The sequence below is a fragment of the Legionella fallonii LLAP-10 genome, from assembly GCF_000953135.1.
GTDB classification, from domain to species: Bacteria; Pseudomonadota; Gammaproteobacteria; order Legionellales; family Legionellaceae; genus Legionella; species Legionella fallonii.
This window is the reverse complement of record NZ_LN614828.1, coordinates 186,647-202,634: the sequence shown is the minus strand read 5'-3', so window position 1 is coordinate 202,634 and position 15,988 is coordinate 186,647. Positions and strand designations below refer to the sequence as shown.

Below are 15,988 nucleotides of genomic sequence, written 5' to 3'. Positions count from 1 at the left end.
GTATTATGCTTAATGGAGTTTACTATGCTAAAAATTGTATTTGCTTTGTTCCTAATCTGCTTTGTAATCGAGCGGTTAGCACCTGGTTGGAAGTTACCTCATGTTACAACCTGGCCTATTAGGGTGGTATTGCTTAATTTAGTGCAAATTGGAGTTGTTACATTGGCGGGTTATACCTGGGAATTATGGTTTTCTTCTTGGTCCATTTTTCATATGTCGCACTATTTACCTTCTTACGCAGGTGGTTTTATTGCCTATTTTATCGCAACGTTTGTGTTTTATTGGTGGCATAGGGCGCGTCATGAATTTGATTTTTTATGGGTTGGGTTTCATCAAATCCACCATAGCCCTCAAAGACTTGAGGTCATTACGTCATTTTACAAACATCCAGGCGAGATGATTGTGAACTCTATTATTGGCAGCCTGCTTGTCTATACAGTTCTTGGTCTATCCCTTGAGGCGGGTATGGTGTATACCGCATGCACTGCGATAGGTGAGTTTTTCTACCATACCAATGTTAAAACCCCTCGGTGGATAGGATATATATTTCAACGTCCAGAGATGCACCGAATTCACCATCAATTCAATCGGCATAAAAATAATTATGGGGATATCGTATGGTGGGATATGTTATTTGGCACCTACGAAAACCCCAAGGAATGGGGTAAAACGTGTGGTTTCACTCCTGAACGAGAGGAGCAACTATTCGACATGCTAACTTATAAAGATGTTCATTCAAAGTGAGTTGGTTTAATCAGAAATCAGGTGAGTTATCTTTTTGAACAAGCTATTAGGATTCGTTTATCTTAGTGTGGCGGCCAATGTGATTAAGGAACTTCTTTCCACAAGGGGTGCTCTAACCAGTTTCGTGGAATTCCCATGCTCTCATGTGCCCAATCATATTGTTCAAGAATAGGCTGAATAAGCTTCTCAGATAAAATGGCCCAATCTACGCCATTTCCTGCGGTGGTTAGTAATTTTTTGATGATTAACAAGATGATATATGAACGATCATTTCTTGGTGTAATGGGGGGCAGCCAAAGCTGATTAATGGCATCAATCTTGGGTTTAATGGCTAAATCTTTATTCCATAGACGGCTATGGTGAGCGCATATATTTCTTATATAGGTTAGAAAGTATAGCCAATTGGCCAACGTTTTTGGATGTAGCTTATAACGTTCAGCAATGATCCTTTTGTCTTCATTTTTAAGACCTTTAAATAAGACAGACAGGGAACCAAAGGATAAAACTTCTATTGCCATCCATACAGGCAGCTTAGGATAACCGAGGTATTTATTTTTATAATGCTCAATAAAGTACTCTCTGGAACGTTTTATTTCATTATTAATTTGCGTTAACCATGCGTTGTGATCAAATTGTTGGTGGAAGTTTTCAGGATTCGACAAAGCAAATGCGCCATAACTATGAGCAAGATGGTAAGCAATACTAGTCCTTATCGAAATTTCAATTCGTTCTAGTCCATCCATTATTAGTAATCTTAGCTTGCGATCGAATTCGTAGAGCCCTATGACATGTTCGAATGTAACATTTTCTTGAAACTGTTCAGTGATATAGCCTGATGGATTTGAGCGTTTAAATGGCAAGCAGTAGGCACTCAGTCGATAATAATTGGTATTAGAAAGACTTTGCAGAGCCGTTGGCCAATTATTTATAATAAGGCCTTTTGTTTGGAGTTTCTCTAGTTGGGCTTGGAAACTTAGGGCTGGTTTGAGATATTGAATGAGAGAATGAGTCATAGCAATCTATATAAAAAAACCGCCAAGGTTACGCAAGGACTAATGTCCTCTAGGCGTGGCGGTTGTGTTACCCTAATTATAGGGTGGTTCATATGATTTTTTCAATCTTTTAATAAAATTATTTCTTATAAACATAGGGTTTTTCGCTATTTTATGAATTAAATGAGGTTATTTTGCCTCAAGATAATAAAGTAATAAGTATTTACCTCATGTTGCAACATGCCCTATTAAAGACACCATGGAAGGAGGCTGAAAAAGGTTTGTCATCAACCATCCAGGGGCTTATCAGAACATTAATTTTTAAACTTCAATTAATAATAAGTTGCTTTCCATGGATGCATGTAGTGTTACCACATCGGTGTTTGTGATTTCAGCACCATCTCCTTGATTAAGTTCAATATCGTTGACCAGCAGTTTCCCCTTGGTAACTACAAGATAAGCATTACTTTGTATGTGATGTGATACGGATTTGTTACTCCCCAAATTTCCGGCAAAAATTTTTGCATTCTGATTAATCGTTAAAGGGGCATTTCCATCACCTGATACAAGCAAAGATAAGGAATCGCTTGTTTGGTTATTGGGAAATTGATGCGTTTTCCAATTTGGCTTTAGGTTGGTAGCCCGGGGTTTTATCCATATTTGAAATAATTTTGTTTCAACTGATTCGAGGTTATATTCGGAGTGAGCTATGCCTGTCCCCGCAGTCATCACCTGAACATTACCGGCTTCTGTCCTGCCTTCATTTCCTTGGGAATCTTTATGTGTTACAGCGCCTTGTGTCACATAGGTAATAATTTCCATATCTCGATGCGGATGTGTAGGAAAGCCTGTCCCTGGTTGGATCGTATCATCATTAATTACTCTCAAATTGCCAAACCCCATACGTTGAGGATTATAGTAATCAGAAAAGCTAAAATGGTAGTGGGTGTTAAGCCAGCCGTGATTTGCAGTGCCTAAAGAGCGGTAAGGATAAACAGTTATCATCATGGTTCCTTTAAACGTGTATTTCCAAGAAGTATAGTATTGCTTTAAACTATTGTAATTGGCTTAAAAGTTAATTGATAAGTAACTAATAGTTAATAATATGGCACATTTATCGCAAATAGAGATCTTTTTAGAAGTAGTAAAACATCAAAGCTTTATCAAAGCAGCTCATGCTTTAGGTATAACGGGACCTGCTGTTAGTAAACAAATTCAAGCTCTGGAAGATAGGCTAGGGGTTCGTTTACTTAATAGAACCACACGCTTGATTAGCTTGACCGAAGAGGGTTTGACTTATAGTAAGAAAGCTGAAAAAGCTTTGAGTGATTTACATGAAGCGGAACAGGAGGTTCTTGAGTCTAAATCATGCCCCACAGGACTACTAAAAATCAGCTTACCCGTTTCGTTTGGTACTCAGTACCTCATTGAGCCTATTAATCGCTATATGCAACGTTACCCTAATGTAGCGTTAGAAGTTTTATTTGATGATCGGCGAGTGGATTTAATTGCAGAAAATTTTGATGCGGCTATCCGCATTGGGATACTCGATGATTCTCGTTTAATTGCTAGAAAGCTTCATTCTTGCCCTATTATTTTATGCGCTAGTCCAACGCTATTGGATAGATATGGAACACCGGATTCTCCACAAACGTTAACCCACTATCCAGCAATTATTTATAATAAACACAGTAATGAAGATTTGTGGCGCTATAGTTCAATGAATGGGGAAAAAGGATACATTAAATTACAGCGTAAAATGGCGACCAATACAGCTGAAATGATGGTGCATGCTTGTTTGGCCGGTGTCGGTATTGCAGCTATACCCCTATTCGCTTGTTCTGATTTTTTAAAAAAAGGCGAATTAGTGAAAGTCCTACCAGAATACGCAACATACCCTCAATCAGACATCTATATCATGTATAAATCCAGAGAGTATATTTCAACTCGACTACAGTTGTTCATAGATCATCTAATTGAATTTATTAATGATTTATCTTGGTGATTCCTCATAACCAGGGCTTCATAAGTAAACTCACGTTCCCCTCAAAAAAATCTCCATAAAATCACGAAATGAGAAGGGTACTTTAAGATACTTTTTTTAATAAATTTGGAACCATCCGTTCAATCATGGCCAATGCTGTTTCTGCATCAAAAGCACCAATTTTAGAGAGATCTTTGTTGTATACACTGTATAGAATTTCAGTAATAATTTGTACTGAACGAACACTGTTTTCGAGTAATAATTGAGTTGAATCATCGGTCTTTTTTTCTAAAGATTGCAGATAAATTCGTGTGCCAAATGATAGCATTTCTGCTGCAGTTATATTTAATTCGGTGTCATTCATTTTTGCTATTTTATTCAATGAATGAAATGTGTCTGCGCCAATATCAATAGTTACTTCCATAATGATTCACCTTCTTCTATGGGTACTGTTTTTAGGCCAATTCCGTTCATTTTAAATCGAACTTCTTTGTACGAATTATTTTGAAACCCTGAGAAATTATCGTTTAAGTATTCAATGGTTTTTTGTTTTATTTCTTTCAAAGAGTCGTCATTAATATTGGATGAAATAACTAAACTTTGATAATGATTGTGGTACATCAGATGGGGTATGGATGCATGAATTTGTTCAATCATTTTTCTTATATCGTGCAATGGATTTTCATTTTTTCTCTGCGGTGAAATCTCATTATGTAAGCAAAATTCTAAAAGGAATTTTAATGCTTTTGCAGGCGAAGTCTCTGATGAACCGCGCTTTTGTAAATCAAATTGATGTGCAATTTTATTTAAGTACTCCCGTTCATATTCTGAAATACGCAAGGTAATGACATCATTTTCTTTCATAGAAGGGCTCATTTATTGAATCAATACAAGTATACAATAGTATTATTTATGTATACAACTGTATTTTTAATTGGATATTTCGTTGATTTATAATGGGTATATGTATACAATTGTATACATGAGGGTTTTGCTTTAAATTACTCGTTTTTAAAGGTTTGTTGAATTATTTATATATAAATCATATGGTTATGTGCAAATTTTTTAAAGCAATCACATTGCGTGGTGTGTGTAGATTCAAAAAATACAACTAGGCACAATCCTTATGAAGTACTACTATTAGTATAGTTAGAATAATGGATTAGAGAGTAAATAAAGAGCGCGTACCTTTGCGCGTTTGTGAAGGAATTAATTAACTATTAAATAGGATAAAAAAATGAAACTATTTTTTCAAAAGGATGTGATAGTTGATCGCATAAAAAAATTAATACAATTACTCATCCGAATTAAAGATTTTGTATTGGAAGCGCCACCAGGTTTTCTTGAATATCAAAAAGCCATTGCATCAAAAGATAGGCATTTTAATTACATGGAAAATGAATATTTTAAACAGTATATTTTGCCTAGGATGAATAAAGGCCATGGTATAACACAGGGCGATCATTCTTCTATGAATATTGACAATCAGCAATTATTTAATAATCATTCACAGGATACATTTAGAGTAAATCCTGCTACTGGTTTGCCTATGATTGGTTCGTATGATGCGGGGGGTAGTCCATTTGGATTTAATTACAATCACTCTATGCACCATCACAGTAATCATCATTCCAGCTTTAGCAATATGCATTCCAATAACCAATTTAATTCATTTGATTATTGGAATAGATAGTATACGTGTTAAGAATTTGTAACATAAAACGAGGATATCATGCCTTTAATTACCGAAGATAAAATAAAGCAAACTGAAAAAATACGAGTCGAAATTGATGCCACTGTATATAAAGAAATTCAAGCCTATTGTGAATGGGCAAAACTGAGAAGTTCAGATACATTTTTTGAAAAATCAGCTTTGTATATTCTAGGAAAAGATAAAAAATGGAAAGCTTCTGATGAATATTCAATGATTGATTAAATTAGTATTAATCATTAATGAGTGATTTATGTTTATTAAAATGTGTATTCTTATAAATTCAATTACAATGATTTTTTGTGCGTTAAGTGCTAATAACAATAGAAAATTATTGAAGGCAATGCAGCGATGCAATGGCGGTTGTGCGCAATCTAATAAAAGGGTGGATCATATTGCATGATGGATATAAACACTATTCTTTTATTTATTGCTGTGCTTGTATTTTTGCGGTTATTGGATCTCAGTAATTTTGAGTCTACTTGCCATCAAACGATTGATCATTGGCTAACTAAAAAATTTGGAATACGTGGGTTTGAAAAGAGGGCTTATAAACGTGGATTTCTTGATTTATTTCACAAAGAATTGGCTCTTCGTTCACATCGACCAATGACTCAACGTGAATGCCATTATGCGTTTCGTGTTGCTCAAAACAAGCATGAGAACAACCTGTAAAAGTACGTGGTATAATTGCCAATGCATAAAGCATGCATTGGCAAAATGAAAGATAAAAGCAAAGAAATATCTCCTTTTATTTAAATTAACTCCCAATCCCCAAAATACCCCTCCTTGGTTTTAATTAAATCCTCATAAACGCGCATTTCCAAACCATCTCCTAGTTCATCCCATCCTGTTAAATCCTTTGCTGCTTTTAATGCGCTATCATTAACAAAGTACACTCGTGGCACGCCATAAGTCCATATAATCCCATCAACACCATTAAGTGTTGCCCCTTCGAAACCCCAATCATTCATTTCTTGTTCTGGATTATTACGTCCATGATATAATCTTAATTTCATAATGCTCCTTCAAAATCACTTTATTTATTTGTTAGCCCGTTGCTTTTGATTGTCGGCTACTCATCAAGATGGTGATTGACCGCGAATAATTGAAATTTATCTATTATTATCCCCGTTCAAAAAATTAACTCGGTTGGCTGCTTCATCTGGTGATGTGTGATCGCTTTCTGGATGCCATTTCCCAGAGGGATCATAAAATCCAACAGTCCATAAAAAACCTTTTTCTGATTCAATATACACGTACATTTTTACTTCCTTAATTTTCTAAATAAATTGATAAACATTTGCGTACATAAGCCGGTTTTAAATCTAAATTCTTAGATAATTTGTTCATCCCTTTAATAGTGAATGAAGAGCTATAACCGTTTTGATTGATATATTCCAGCCATAATGCTTTGCCTTCATGCCAGTATTTCCTGTCACTATAGTTCATTATTTACTCCTTAATTTTGTTTAAAGGCCGTAATTCAAATTTACGGCCTGTTTTAATCTATTTAATCAATTGCAGCATAAATCTCTCTAGCTTCTTTGTGATACTCGATGTAATCCTTTAATAAATAATACTGATGGATTGTTTTATCCGATTTAGTTTTCCAACAGAGTTGATTAAGAACACATAGGGTTGTAATGATTCCAGCAGCATCCGCGCTTATTTCGCCAGCATAGCCGTTGCCTTCCACGTAGATAGGGAGTAGTTCGTCCATGTCAGGAGCTAAATAAAAACCACGATTGCTCAATTCGTAAAAATGCCAATAGCCACCGTCGTAAGAAGAACACATTACTTTTAAGGTGTTGTAGATGGCTTGTTCGGCATTTAGCATCATGATGCCAAAATGCTTAGGTAAAAAAGAAAGGCGTTGCTTATCGCTAACTAATTTTGAAGTAATAATTGTTGTCATTTTTGATCCTTAATGTTTTCTATTATGTTCCTAAGTGAACAAATACATTATGGCAAAAAATGGCGATCTTGTCAATAAAAAACATCTTTTAAATTGACGTTTTTATTGTTGCATGAGGAGGCTATTTTATTTCAAGATGTAATTTATTAGCTTCATTGACATTGATTTGTTGCATTCTTGTTTTAAATTCAGACGCGCTAAGTCGTTGGCCTTGATCTAGCTCAAACCGGCTTATCGAGTCCACAGGGTGAGGGGTGCGTTCTTTTTCCCAAGAGACTCGCACAAGGTATTCATCCTGCATTTTTATATAGACAATATGCGCATAAAAATTATTGCCTTTAAAAAATTGCTTATGTTCAATCCAATCTTGGGAATTTTTGTCAATTGGCCAGCAAAGTGTGTGTATTTGATGCTTTTTATAACGATTTTTTCCTTTGAATAGGTCATTTAAAAAGTTCTTAAGCCCTTGGCTTCTAAAATAAGTATGTCCCTCATCACCATAATGTTTAAAAAATAGCTCGGAAAATCGTTCTATTGGGCTTTTTTCGATAACAAAAAAATATGGCCAAAGAAGCGGTTTAAGAATCAAATAGCGTCTAATATCAGGCCTTTTGAGCAGCAAATCATTATTGTAATATTTTTTTAAGTGTTGAAAACTGAGAAAGCCGTGGATGGAATAACATAGGGCAATTAATCCACCAACTATATAGACCATTATCAAAAACTCTTTTACACTTACATCCATTGTTTACCTTCCATAATTTCTAAATTAAGCCTATTGTTATTGGAATTACCAGAGCATAATCCCAATAACTCTGCGATTAATTTTTTACGTCTGTGCTGGCAATATTGCCTGTTATAATGCTTTGTTGCAGTTGCGATGCGATATCATTCGGTAACTGTGGCAATAAGATCGTACTCGATTTGTTATGTGCTCCTATTTCTTTTAATGTATCAAAATATTGGGTGATCAATACCAAGTTCATTATCTCTGCAGACGTTACTCCAGGTATGGATTTTTGAAAATCTTCTACCGAATGGCTTAGTCCATCGATAATTGCTTTTCGTTGATTGGCTATCCCTTCACCTTGTAATTGCTTGCTTTCTGCTTCGGCCTCGGCTCTTTTGACCATTAATATTTTTTCTGCTTCTCCTTTGGCCTGAGCTGCAACTTGTAGGCGTTGTTGTTCGTTAATTTCATTCATTGCGTTTTTTACTTTAGTCTCTAGCTCAATATTCGTTACTAATGCTTTGACAATTTCAAATCCAAAGTCTTTCATAGTGCCGGTTAAGTGGTTTTTAACGGCATTAGCAATGGTGTCTTTTTTTTCAAAAATGTCATCCAAGATCATTGTTGGCGTTTCAGAGCGTACTAGATCAAGCACATAGGCTGTAATTTGTTGCGTAGGATCTTCCAACTTATAGAACGCATCATAAACGCCGTCTTCTTTGATGCGATATTGCACGGAAACTTGAATCTGGACAATCACATTATCTTTTGTCTTCGTTTCGACTTTGACATCTAATTGTTGGATTCGTAACGATAACTTACCGGAAATCCAATCAATAAAGGGTATTTTAAAATTAAGTCCTGCATGTGCAATAGAATGATATTTTCCTAATCGTTCAATAAGTGCAACCTCTTGCTGTTTGACAATAAACAGGCCTGTTAAGACAAAGATTAGCAAGAGAACGGCAATACCAATTAATAGTTCAATCATCATTTATATAGCTCCCTTATAGTTATAATTTATTGTTTAGTGTTAAAAAAAAATTCAGCAGTAACGGCAGGAATATAAATGGCCATACATATTCCAATTTTTCTCGCATGGATTCCAAAATGTCTTTTTTTGCGGCCTTTGGAACGTAGTAGGAGTGAGATAAATTTAATACAAGATTTTGATCTTTTTTATCTCTCAAAGTTACTTTAATGGTGTTATTCCCCCATGTTTCTGAATAGGTAAATTGATAGGGATGTGCGTTATTAGGTTTCATTTCATTAATGGCCACCACCTCAAAATCACTTATTGGTTTTGGGCTTTCATCTGAAAATCCGAGTTCATAAACGATCTGTTTGCGCTTTACTTGGATATCCGATTTTTCGTTATACGATGTTTCAATTTTTGATTCAATTACCTTTTCTTTAATTGGAGCCAATTGAAGGGTGAATGCGCTCATGTATCTTTTTTCAGCTAACGCAATTAACCTGTTTTTTATCTGTTGATTTCTGCGCTCTAATGCTAATCGCTTATCCTGGGGTAAGTCGCCTTGAGCTAATAATTGATTGTTGCGCTCGTATTCACTATACAGCTCGCCATCAGGTGATTCAAAATCCGGTTCATGGTAAGTGTCAGTATGTCCCTTTTGCGAGAATAAAATAGAGCCTGCAGCTAACCCAGTTAAAAATTTAGAGTGTTTTATCGTGGGCGATATGTGTTGTGATTTCACCTTTCCATGGGGATGAGCTACTCTAAATGATTTAGAATACCCTGAATGAGCAGGAAAGGATAAAAAAGACCCCATGAATAGGGTGAGGGCAAAAGTCCTATTTATAGCAATTAAATAGTTATGATTTCTTAAATAACTCATGTGCGATTCCTTTGGGTAATTTTTCATCAAACCATGTCCAGAGTTCGAATTTGTTCGTTCCTTTTTTAAAATGCAGAAAATCCTCTTCAATTTCATCTTCATCGTTTATTGACACATCTCCTAACTGCTCCCATAAATTTAAATAATCCATTGTGTTTCCTCCTAATCGGTGAACAGGCTAGAAAAAATCTAGCCTATTTAATTGAATTATTTTTCTTCTTCGGTTGGAAATAAATCGTCTGAAACGATTTCTATCACATCCCAATTAATCCCTATGGTGGCATCATGATTTTTTTTAAGATGTTGTAATACGATGCTTGCCTGTTCTTTACTGAGTAGTGGCCTCACATCCAACACATCCTCTATAGACCAAACGATACTTATTTCTTGTGTTAAATTATTTGTCTTTTCTGTTGATATAGTGCTCATCAAAATCTCCAATTTTTTAAACCATTAATTAGTGGTAACTCCCTGCTGATGCAGGGAGTATTTTAAAAGTCTAATGATAAGAGGAATAATAAAGAGGAACGCCATCCCAAAGACTCGCGTGAGAGAAGGAGCTCATGCGGACTTGGCCTTGCGCGTTTGCTCTTTTTCGAAATGGTTCATCAATAAAACAATTGGGTTTGGCTTTTGTTTTGCCGCAAAATTCATCGTTGCGCTCGGTGATTCTTTCTTGGGCAAGTTCTCTGAGTACAACAGTCGATGTTCCAATTAGTTCAATGACTTGATAAAAATCAATGTTAGTTTGCTCATAACCCCAAGAAGTATAAAGAATGGAGCCGATTTGAAGAGGGTGTTTAATCATGATGTATTCCTTATTTTATCTATTATGTTCCTAAGTGAACAACTACAGTATGACAAAGCTCACATAAAAAGTCAACTAAAAAGACCCTTTTTTTAGATTAAATTTAAAATAAATCTTTTGCCATCCCGCTCAAATAGCAAAGAAGGGGCATTATCTCATTATCTATAAAGCTAAAAAATTTGAAACGCTTGGGGATTCTATGGAAAAATCCCCAGAAATGAGCGTTATATCAGTGTTCATTTTTCCAGTAAGTACGCCAACATGATAGATCATCGCCAGAAAAGCATTCATAACCATAACCAACTTTTTCATTGCACCAAATACACGTATCGTATGGATTTTCAATATCATGAATGAGCATATGATCACCTTTTTTGCAGTTAAGTAAGTTCAGTTCAAGAGTTATAAAGTGCACCGCATCCTCTAGCTGCTTGAATCGCTTTCCTTTGCTTAATTCAAGCATGCCTATTACATCTTCAAACAATACAGAATTCATGATTTACCCCTTTATGTATTACTGGTTTTAGCTTTAGTAAGGATGAATTTACCAACGGCATTGTTCTCTTGGTAGCATAATGATAATTGTTGGATTGCCATTATCATCACGCAATACTCTTGCTTTTAATAAAACAAAAGCTGTTTGTAATTGCATACCATGACCTGGCAAAGGATATACCCTAAAATTGATAACGGATCTTTTGTATAGGCGGATAATTGAGCGAGCAAGCATTAAAAGAATATTATTCAATTTTAAGTATTCAACGCGTTTCATAATAAATATATTGTCGTTGTTTTTTATATACTTATCCCAAGCAGCTTGTGTGACCATAACTGGAAAATCAGCGTAGCCAAAATCATCCGCTTGTTCAGAAATATTAATTAATGTGCTTTGGTTAAGGGTATGCGGTTTATTTTCCGTTGGGTTTGCATGAGTATTCATCGTTGTTTCTCCATCAATGGTTAGTCGAGAGAAAGCCCATTTAAGGGCTTTCTATTTACGCAAGGCGTGCTTGTTCTTTTTGTGAAACGTGCACGCTGCCGTATTTTTCTCTAATCGCATTCATTGAATACTTGCCAAAAGAGTGGGAACGTAAAGCATCGGCAGGCCTAAAGTACCAGCATTCTTTTTTGGATGCCCATTTAAATCCCGCTGCTTTTAAAGTGTCTTTGTGAGGTTTAGTATTTCCTGAAACCCAAACCCATGCACCACAAATTTCAATGATTAAGCCTAAAGTGCAAATTTGATTTAATGCATTGGCTACGTCATCACCATACGAAGCTGCATCGCTGGTGACGTTAGCAACACCATCAAAATTTTTTAACACTTCATAGGCCACATTGATCATTTTCATGATTTCAAGACCGGCTGGATTTCTATCGGGGTGGAATTTTGAGCAGGCTTTTTTATATGCCTTTTTGATATCTTCTTGAGATACTTGGCCAGAAAGACCCAAGACTTTTAATGCATCGTATTGATTCATGATGATTCCTTATTTTTTCTTTTATGTTCCTAAGTGAACATCCATAGTATGGCAGATCATAACAAAAAAGGTCAATTAAAAAGATCTTTTTATTTTATCTTTTTTATGGATTTTATTTGTTGACATATTTTGTTGTTATGAATAAACTAAATAGAGTCATTAGGACAATTAAAGAAAACGAGGTAATTATGATTCATTTAAACCAAACCAATGCACCACTTGAGCTGGCCTTTTCTTTAAACGAGTTATTAAGGGCGTTAATGCTTACATCTTCATCAACCAGAAATCAGGACATTTCTTATTCCTACTGGAATAGGCTGTCTATTAAAGAAGTCATAGGCACTCATTTAGAATTAAATACTCTTGTTCATTACCCTCTGTTGTGTACTGCATTAAGGCGGTTGGAGCGTTTAGATTACCAGGTCGAACTTTCCTTAGAAGATATTCCTGAAATGAATCAGCAGGGGATTGGTGCGATAACTCAAGCTTTAGCGGAAATAAAAAACAAACTATTGAGTGCACGAACGCAAAAAGCTAGCCTTGATGCTCAATTTAATAACCTTGTTTACCTATATGGACAAAATGAAACAGCACCTGTATTGCGTGCTTTTAAACCTTATTATTCTTTACGAAGAGCAGTTTATTATCAGCAGCACACTACACGTGCCAGAAAAATAAATATTTCAGGTGTTTCTTTTTTCATGCATTACAACGGTCATCGATTGCAAAAACTAAAAAAACTTCATGAATTAAATGAACATCAATTATTAAGTCGCTATTTTGATGCAACAAAACAGGATACGACAGCAATAACCCCAAGAATGAAAACCTATTTGTTAGGAGGATTCATCAACACGCCCGTGTTTGCGTTTCGCTCTAAATACGATTACAAACAATCGGGTAAAAAATACTACATTGATTTGGCAACAAACAAAACATATACGCGGTTAAACGATGCAAAAGGCTGTGCATCGCAATACTGCAAGAATTCATCACTTATTTTATTAGAGGCCTCTTAATGAAAAAACTATTGCGATTCGAGGTGAAGCAAAATTTGCGTAGACCCTCAAGAATTTATGTTAGATCAGCGGATGATAAGAGCCTGTATGGCTCTTTCCGTATCGATGAACCGGATTTGTTCGATGGGTGGGATAATCTTTCAATTAATCAAAGCGTCGAATTAAAACAGTTCATACAAAATCTTAAGGCAGTTAATCAACACCTAAATCCTTCGCCAACAAGCGCGTTGATTGATTTGCGATTTAGATTGCCTTATGAATTTATCGACGTTTTGGAGCAGATTGAAATTATTTGTGATGAACAAAAAGTGGAGTTAAACATCTTTGAACCCATGGTTAGCAGTATGATACAGCAAATTAAAATTGCAGTGGGAAAGCTTTCAGGCTCCAGCAAAGAGCAGGCGTTAGCGCTGCTTAATCAGGTAAACCTTGCGGAATATAAAAAACAGGATTTTAGTAATCAAATAAAATCTATTTTTTCAGAATTGCAAGCCGTTGCTAATCGTTCTGAAAAATTGCATCACAAAGCGAAGACCTTATTTGATAAGGATAAAAGCTATTCTCCTCTGGCGATTAAAGGCATGGCCGGAGGAGAAACAACTCCTTCGAAATGGCTGGTGGCTTGCGCTGTTGAAGTATTGCTCGATGAAAAAAGCGATATTCTTTTTAAAATTCTCACCGAAGATGATGTGTTTATGCTATGGGGGAAGCAATTGCTTGATCAAGGGCATAATCATAAGAGCATCATGCATAAAATAGAGGCGATCAATAAAAATGAGTTAATTAATAAGATTAAAGGCTATAAAAAATAATATGCTAAAATAGCAACCATTTGCATAGATAATTTTTACAACAGAGGTATTAAGCGTGTTTTTAACATTAACTAACGGCTTTATTATTTTGCTGGGTCTTTTGCTTGCGTGGTGCATTCTATTTTCAATTTTCAGTGAAAAATCAGCACGGCGTTTGGGTATAAAGCTCGGGATATTGGTATTGTTTTTATCTCCATTTATTGCAAGATTGAGTTACGATTTTTATGCGATTGCTTCACGGCAACTGTTTCTCATGGGCGCTAATGGTGAAATTCAATTGGCATATTCACCATTAAAAGTGCCAAAAAATCAAAACAACCATTATTGTGATCGCTTTACAGACAGCAAAGGTAACTCATTAAATCGCTCCACTGTAGGAGATAAACATCTATTTTGTGGTATTTTTTGGAATATGGGGGAACATGATGTAGTGTTTTTGCCTTACAAGCTTTTGGGAAATAACAAAGCCATCTATTGGGCTTCACCAGAACTAAAAATTATTGGTCCAATGCCTCATGAGCGCCTTGTAATAAAAAACAAAGCAAAAAGTACCCATTCGATTTCATCAGAAAAACCCAATAGAATTTATGTTGAAGCAGGTAAAACGGCACACATTATAGTGACAAAACCATTTAAGCTACCATCTGATAAGGGTCATAAGGAAAAAACCGTTTCTTCTGGCACAGTTTTATCAGGAGTTTCGCTAAAATCATTTGACGCATCAGAAAAGTTGAGTCAAGGGCACTTTAAATTATTCATTGGAAATACATCATGTATCGCCTCGTCAGACACACATATTAAGCCTGATTACGATACAGCGACTGCTATAGCTAACATCATCAGTTTAAACTGTTCTAAGGATGAGGATAATGTGCTTCCTATAGAAGCAATAGCAACTGTTTCAGGAAGAGTACTATATTCTAAAGAATAAACAATGAGCGAAATAACTGTTCAAATAATGATCGACAAAGGAATTATTATAATGCGCATGAACCTAAAAACATCAATATACTACTTATCGTTTTTACTGCTCGTTTTGTCTTATTTGTCACTTTCTTTTGAAACTGCTCTAAAATCAGGGGTCTTTTCCTCTTATGGCGATCTATTTACGCCTATAACTCACGTTTTTTACTGGCCAAGATTTGCTTTGTTTCTAGCACCTGCGTTGGCTTTGATTGTCTTTTCTTCTGAGAAAATGAAAAATTTTGAGTTTATTTTAAAAGGGTTTTTCCTTTTTACAGCACTAGTGATTATAGGTAACAATATTAGTTTGTTTTCTGCCGCTAATTTAATTCCCAATTTAAACCAGCCGCAACAATTTATACAGCTTTATTATTTTGTTGCCTGGATAAAATCAATAATTTGGATTGGGATTAGTATATTAGGTTTAATTTGGTCTTTTCAGAAAGAACCACAACCCATAAGAGCGTAAATTCATTAAAGTTAACGTATTGATGGGCGGATGAACTTTGGAGGATTATGACATGCTGTTGCGCAATAATCCTATCATTTTTATTGATCATACGTTTTAACCACTAAGATAAGAAATTTCTTACATAAAATTACGCCATTTATATGATGTTAATTTAAAATTATTAGCTATGATTAGATGAGTACGAGGAAAGACAGCGGATGTCCTATAGGGATTATTTGATCGCATTATGGACGATGCATTGCCACAAGGATGTGGCCTGTCTCCTCGGAACACCAATTAGCTTACTCCATTTTTTAAATCAATAGTCTCTTTATTTAAGGTTTAAGAGAGCGACGTATTTTTTTGTGTTTCTTGTTAGAAGGATTTTATTGGAGAAGCATCAATTCTTTCTTAATATAGATTTAGGAATAAAGTGCACGTAGGTTTTTTACCAAGATTGGGCATGTACTCTACTGATACATTCGGCATCAAGTACGTTGGCAAATCGAATAGATA

Annotated in this window: 26 protein-coding genes; 9 read left to right on the top strand and 17 right to left on the bottom strand. The window is 35.4% G+C overall.

Going from position 1 to position 15,988, the window contains the following annotated elements; all coding sequences use genetic code 11:
* The first annotated feature begins 24 nt into the window (after positions 1 to 24).
* Positions 25 to 744, top strand: a complete 720-nt coding sequence (locus LFA_RS18440; RefSeq protein ID WP_045097898.1) for a sterol desaturase family protein — start codon at positions 25 to 27, stop codon at positions 742 to 744.
* A gap of 83 nt (positions 745 to 827) precedes the next feature.
* On the opposite strand, the gene LFA_RS18435 is transcribed toward LFA_RS18440, so the two are convergent.
* Entirely contained in the window at positions 828 to 1,757 is a 930-nt protein-coding gene (locus tag LFA_RS18435; RefSeq protein WP_045097897.1) for an Abi family protein, read from the bottom strand.
* A gap of 300 nt (positions 1,758 to 2,057) precedes the next feature.
* Complete coding sequence (locus LFA_RS18430) at positions 2,058 to 2,744, bottom strand: pirin family protein (protein WP_331709348.1); 687 nt, start codon at positions 2,742 to 2,744, stop codon at positions 2,058 to 2,060.
* 97 nt (positions 2,745 to 2,841) lie between these two features.
* Between LFA_RS18430 and LFA_RS18425 the strand changes: the two genes are divergently transcribed.
* Complete coding sequence (locus LFA_RS18425; RefSeq protein WP_045097895.1) at positions 2,842 to 3,741, top strand: LysR family transcriptional regulator; 900 nt, start codon at positions 2,842 to 2,844, stop codon at positions 3,739 to 3,741.
* 82 nt (positions 3,742 to 3,823) lie between these two features.
* On the opposite strand, the gene LFA_RS18420 is transcribed toward LFA_RS18425, so the two are convergent.
* Together LFA_RS18420 and LFA_RS18415 are read right to left on the bottom strand one after the other, a co-directional pair.
* Positions 3,824 to 4,144 carry a hypothetical protein gene (locus tag LFA_RS18420; RefSeq protein WP_045097894.1) on the bottom strand — a complete coding sequence of 107 codons (321 nt, stop codon included), beginning with the start codon at positions 4,142 to 4,144 and terminating at the stop codon, positions 3,824 to 3,826.
* Positions 4,135 to 4,584, bottom strand: coding sequence for a hypothetical protein (locus LFA_RS18415; RefSeq protein ID WP_045097893.1), 450 nt, complete (start codon positions 4,582 to 4,584; stop codon positions 4,135 to 4,137). Before LFA_RS18415 ends, LFA_RS18420 begins: the two co-directional genes overlap by 10 nt.
* Positions 4,585 to 4,957: 373 nt before the next feature.
* Here LFA_RS18415 and LFA_RS18410 point away from each other — a divergent pair, with 373 nt between their 5' ends.
* From LFA_RS18410 to LFA_RS18400, 3 genes are all read left to right on the top strand, one after another.
* Positions 4,958 to 5,413: a hypothetical protein gene (locus LFA_RS18410; protein WP_045097892.1), complete on the top strand. Its 456-nt coding sequence runs from the start codon at positions 4,958 to 4,960 to the stop codon at positions 5,411 to 5,413.
* Between the two features lie 39 nt (positions 5,414 to 5,452).
* A complete protein-coding gene (locus LFA_RS18405) occupies positions 5,453 to 5,656 on the top strand; it encodes a hypothetical protein (protein WP_045097891.1) in 204 nt (67 codons plus the stop codon).
* Between the two features lie 174 nt (positions 5,657 to 5,830).
* Complete coding sequence (locus LFA_RS18400; protein ID WP_045097890.1) at positions 5,831 to 6,106, top strand: hypothetical protein; 276 nt, start codon at positions 5,831 to 5,833, stop codon at positions 6,104 to 6,106.
* 80 nt (positions 6,107 to 6,186) lie between these two features.
* Here LFA_RS18400 and LFA_RS18395 read toward each other — a convergent pair whose 3' ends face one another.
* The 13 genes from LFA_RS18395 to LFA_RS18350 all read right to left on the bottom strand — a co-directional run bounded on the left by LFA_RS18395 (position 6,187) and on the right by LFA_RS18350 (position 12,227).
* Positions 6,187 to 6,450 (bottom strand): hypothetical protein, encoded by a 264-nt coding sequence (locus LFA_RS18395; protein WP_045097889.1) that lies wholly within the window; start codon positions 6,448 to 6,450, stop codon positions 6,187 to 6,189.
* Positions 6,451 to 6,546: 96 nt separating this feature from the next.
* Entirely contained in the window at positions 6,547 to 6,696 is a 150-nt protein-coding gene (locus tag LFA_RS20105) for a hypothetical protein (protein WP_172653510.1), read from the bottom strand.
* 10 nt (positions 6,697 to 6,706) lie between these two features.
* A complete protein-coding gene (locus LFA_RS19995) occupies positions 6,707 to 6,883 on the bottom strand; it encodes a hypothetical protein (RefSeq protein ID WP_157010464.1) in 177 nt (58 codons plus the stop codon).
* Positions 6,884 to 6,944: 61 nt separating this feature from the next.
* Positions 6,945 to 7,349, bottom strand: a complete 405-nt coding sequence (locus tag LFA_RS18390; protein ID WP_045097888.1) for an antirestriction protein — start codon at positions 7,347 to 7,349, stop codon at positions 6,945 to 6,947.
* Between the two features lie 121 nt (positions 7,350 to 7,470).
* Entirely contained in the window at positions 7,471 to 8,094 is a 624-nt protein-coding gene (locus tag LFA_RS18385) for a hypothetical protein (protein WP_045097887.1), read from the bottom strand.
* Positions 8,095 to 8,170: 76 nt separating this feature from the next.
* The gene (locus LFA_RS18380) at positions 8,171 to 9,073 is read right to left on the bottom strand and encodes an SPFH domain-containing protein (protein WP_157010463.1); all 903 of its coding nucleotides are present in this window, start codon (positions 9,071 to 9,073) and stop codon (positions 8,171 to 8,173) included.
* 19 nt (positions 9,074 to 9,092) lie between these two features.
* The gene (locus LFA_RS18375) at positions 9,093 to 9,938 is read right to left on the bottom strand and encodes a hypothetical protein (RefSeq protein ID WP_045097886.1); all 846 of its coding nucleotides are present in this window, start codon (positions 9,936 to 9,938) and stop codon (positions 9,093 to 9,095) included.
* Complete coding sequence (locus LFA_RS20100; protein ID WP_172653509.1) at positions 9,916 to 10,089, bottom strand: hypothetical protein; 174 nt, start codon at positions 10,087 to 10,089, stop codon at positions 9,916 to 9,918. Before LFA_RS20100 ends, LFA_RS18375 begins: the two co-directional genes overlap by 23 nt.
* Positions 10,090 to 10,145: 56 nt before the next feature.
* On the bottom strand, positions 10,146 to 10,367 hold the full coding sequence (locus LFA_RS18370) for a hypothetical protein (RefSeq protein WP_045097885.1): 222 nt from the start codon (positions 10,365 to 10,367) through the stop codon (positions 10,146 to 10,148).
* 70 nt (positions 10,368 to 10,437) lie between these two features.
* Entirely contained in the window at positions 10,438 to 10,746 is a 309-nt protein-coding gene (locus LFA_RS18365) for a hypothetical protein (RefSeq protein ID WP_045097884.1), read from the bottom strand.
* Between the two features lie 229 nt (positions 10,747 to 10,975).
* Entirely contained in the window at positions 10,976 to 11,242 is a 267-nt protein-coding gene (locus LFA_RS18360; RefSeq protein WP_045097883.1) for a hypothetical protein, read from the bottom strand.
* 48 nt (positions 11,243 to 11,290) lie between these two features.
* A complete protein-coding gene (locus LFA_RS18355) occupies positions 11,291 to 11,686 on the bottom strand; it encodes a DUF6573 family protein (protein ID WP_045097882.1) in 396 nt (131 codons plus the stop codon).
* A 55-nt stretch (positions 11,687 to 11,741) separates the two neighbouring features.
* Positions 11,742 to 12,227: a J domain-containing protein gene (locus LFA_RS18350; protein ID WP_045097881.1), complete on the bottom strand. Its 486-nt coding sequence runs from the start codon at positions 12,225 to 12,227 to the stop codon at positions 11,742 to 11,744.
* Between the two features lie 188 nt (positions 12,228 to 12,415).
* Between LFA_RS18350 and LFA_RS18345 the strand changes: the two genes are divergently transcribed.
* Genes LFA_RS18345 through LFA_RS18330 form a run of 4 tightly spaced genes read left to right on the top strand, consistent with a single transcriptional unit; the run spans position 12,416 to position 15,490 of the window.
* Positions 12,416 to 13,246, top strand: a complete 831-nt coding sequence (locus LFA_RS18345; RefSeq protein WP_045097880.1) for a hypothetical protein — start codon at positions 12,416 to 12,418, stop codon at positions 13,244 to 13,246.
* Complete coding sequence (locus tag LFA_RS18340; RefSeq protein WP_045097879.1) at positions 13,246 to 14,058, top strand: hypothetical protein; 813 nt, start codon at positions 13,246 to 13,248, stop codon at positions 14,056 to 14,058. Before LFA_RS18345 ends, LFA_RS18340 begins: the two co-directional genes overlap by 1 nt.
* A gap of 55 nt (positions 14,059 to 14,113) precedes the next feature.
* Positions 14,114 to 14,989 (top strand): hypothetical protein, encoded by an 876-nt coding sequence (locus LFA_RS18335; protein WP_045097878.1) that lies wholly within the window; start codon positions 14,114 to 14,116, stop codon positions 14,987 to 14,989.
* Positions 14,990 to 15,040: 51 nt separating this feature from the next.
* Positions 15,041 to 15,490 carry a hypothetical protein gene (locus LFA_RS18330; RefSeq protein WP_045097960.1) on the top strand — a complete coding sequence of 150 codons (450 nt, stop codon included), beginning with the start codon at positions 15,041 to 15,043 and terminating at the stop codon, positions 15,488 to 15,490.
* The last annotated feature ends 498 nt before the right edge of the window (positions 15,491 to 15,988 follow it).

Coding starts and splice junctions, on each gene's coding strand:
- LFA_RS18440 (WP_045097898.1), top strand. CDS start 25: ATGCTAAAAATTGTATTTGCTTTGTTCCTAATCTGCTTTGTAATCGAG.
- LFA_RS18435 (WP_045097897.1), bottom strand. CDS start 1,757: ATGACTCATTCTCTCATTCAATATCTCAAACCAGCCCTAAGTTTCCAA.
- LFA_RS18430 (WP_331709348.1), bottom strand. CDS start 2,744: ATGATGATAACTGTTTATCCTTACCGCTCTTTAGGCACTGCAAATCAC.
- LFA_RS18425 (WP_045097895.1), top strand. CDS start 2,842: ATGGCACATTTATCGCAAATAGAGATCTTTTTAGAAGTAGTAAAACAT.
- LFA_RS18420 (WP_045097894.1), bottom strand. CDS start 4,144: ATGGAAGTAACTATTGATATTGGCGCAGACACATTTCATTCATTGAAT.
- LFA_RS18415 (WP_045097893.1), bottom strand. CDS start 4,584: ATGAAAGAAAATGATGTCATTACCTTGCGTATTTCAGAATATGAACGG.
- LFA_RS18410 (WP_045097892.1), top strand. CDS start 4,958: ATGAAACTATTTTTTCAAAAGGATGTGATAGTTGATCGCATAAAAAAA.
- LFA_RS18405 (WP_045097891.1), top strand. CDS start 5,453: ATGCCTTTAATTACCGAAGATAAAATAAAGCAAACTGAAAAAATACGA.
- LFA_RS18400 (WP_045097890.1), top strand. CDS start 5,831: ATGATGGATATAAACACTATTCTTTTATTTATTGCTGTGCTTGTATTT.
- LFA_RS18395 (WP_045097889.1), bottom strand. CDS start 6,450: ATGAAATTAAGATTATATCATGGACGTAATAATCCAGAACAAGAAATG.
- LFA_RS20105 (WP_172653510.1), bottom strand. CDS start 6,696: ATGTACGTGTATATTGAATCAGAAAAAGGTTTTTTATGGACTGTTGGA.
- LFA_RS19995 (WP_157010464.1), bottom strand. CDS start 6,883: ATGAACTATAGTGACAGGAAATACTGGCATGAAGGCAAAGCATTATGG.
- LFA_RS18390 (WP_045097888.1), bottom strand. CDS start 7,349: ATGACAACAATTATTACTTCAAAATTAGTTAGCGATAAGCAACGCCTT.
- LFA_RS18385 (WP_045097887.1), bottom strand. CDS start 8,094: ATGGATGTAAGTGTAAAAGAGTTTTTGATAATGGTCTATATAGTTGGT.
- LFA_RS18380 (WP_157010463.1), bottom strand. CDS start 9,073: ATGATGATTGAACTATTAATTGGTATTGCCGTTCTCTTGCTAATCTTT.
- LFA_RS18375 (WP_045097886.1), bottom strand. CDS start 9,938: ATGAGTTATTTAAGAAATCATAACTATTTAATTGCTATAAATAGGACT.
- LFA_RS20100 (WP_172653509.1), bottom strand. CDS start 10,089: ATGGATTATTTAAATTTATGGGAGCAGTTAGGAGATGTGTCAATAAAC.
- LFA_RS18370 (WP_045097885.1), bottom strand. CDS start 10,367: ATGAGCACTATATCAACAGAAAAGACAAATAATTTAACACAAGAAATA.
- LFA_RS18365 (WP_045097884.1), bottom strand. CDS start 10,746: ATGATTAAACACCCTCTTCAAATCGGCTCCATTCTTTATACTTCTTGG.
- LFA_RS18360 (WP_045097883.1), bottom strand. CDS start 11,242: ATGAATTCTGTATTGTTTGAAGATGTAATAGGCATGCTTGAATTAAGC.
- LFA_RS18355 (WP_045097882.1), bottom strand. CDS start 11,686: ATGAATACTCATGCAAACCCAACGGAAAATAAACCGCATACCCTTAAC.
- LFA_RS18350 (WP_045097881.1), bottom strand. CDS start 12,227: ATGAATCAATACGATGCATTAAAAGTCTTGGGTCTTTCTGGCCAAGTA.
- LFA_RS18345 (WP_045097880.1), top strand. CDS start 12,416: ATGATTCATTTAAACCAAACCAATGCACCACTTGAGCTGGCCTTTTCT.
- LFA_RS18340 (WP_045097879.1), top strand. CDS start 13,246: ATGAAAAAACTATTGCGATTCGAGGTGAAGCAAAATTTGCGTAGACCC.
- LFA_RS18330 (WP_045097960.1), top strand. CDS start 15,041: ATGCGCATGAACCTAAAAACATCAATATACTACTTATCGTTTTTACTG.